This window comes from Vibrio sp. 2134-1 (assembly GCF_033339495.1).
The window spans coordinates 1-667 of sequence record NZ_JAWOUS010000489.1 but is presented as its reverse complement, the minus strand read 5'-3'; the positions used below and the strand labels follow the sequence as shown (position 1 = coordinate 667).

Annotated in this window: 2 protein-coding genes; one reads left to right on the top strand and one right to left on the bottom strand. The window is 44.1% G+C overall.

Going from position 1 to position 667, the window contains the following annotated elements:
• Positions 1 to 92, top strand: a 92-nt coding sequence (locus R7R78_RS26805; protein ID WP_225474698.1) for a DUF2057 family protein, incomplete at its 5' end; no start/stop codon positions are given.
• Positions 93 to 125: 33 nt separating this feature from the next.
• Here R7R78_RS26805 and R7R78_RS26800 read toward each other — a convergent pair.
• On the bottom strand, positions 126 to 614 hold the full coding sequence (locus R7R78_RS26800) for an RDD family protein (protein ID WP_138938101.1): 489 nt from the start codon (positions 612 to 614) through the stop codon (positions 126 to 128).
• Positions 615 to 667: the final 53 nt, after the last annotated feature.

Here is a 667-nt window from a genome sequence, read left to right as displayed (position 1 = left end):
ATTCTACAGCAGAAGAAATGCTGCACTTCTGGTACCAAAAAGCAGATGCAGAAACAAAAGCACGCTTTAAAGCGTACATCAATCAGCAATAATCGTTGATTGACTGACCTGATTTAAAAAGCCACTTAATGTGGCTTTTTTTGACCATGCAAAATAGACAGTAGCAAGTCAGGTGCTTGCACGACTTTGGTCTTGGTAAGGAAATCATGCAACAAACGTCGCTCTGGATGAAAAACAAGCAACACAAGGTTCACCAACGGGACGCCAGGAATAAACATTTCGAGTAGATAGCTAATGCCAAGCCGGATGGAAACCGTCACTTTGGTCGCGGCACGACCATTTTTCATCACCACTTTGATACCAACAAAACGCATGCCGATGGTTTGCCCTTCCTTCAACCAATACCAGTTAATCACGAGAAGAATGGGAACAGTGAGGAGGTACACCGCGTGGGTGTCGTAAACAAGCGTGAAGTTTTCTTGCAGGGATAAACGGAAGTCATAGAGCCAAAAATTGATACCCAACGCGATAACAACGACAACGCTAATGACGACGAACAGATCAACGAAACCGCCTATAAGCCGCTGCATTTTGCTCGCAATTGAAGAGTACATATAACCACCTACAACAACAGTGAACGCAGTCTAGGCATTGTTGTATATGTGCT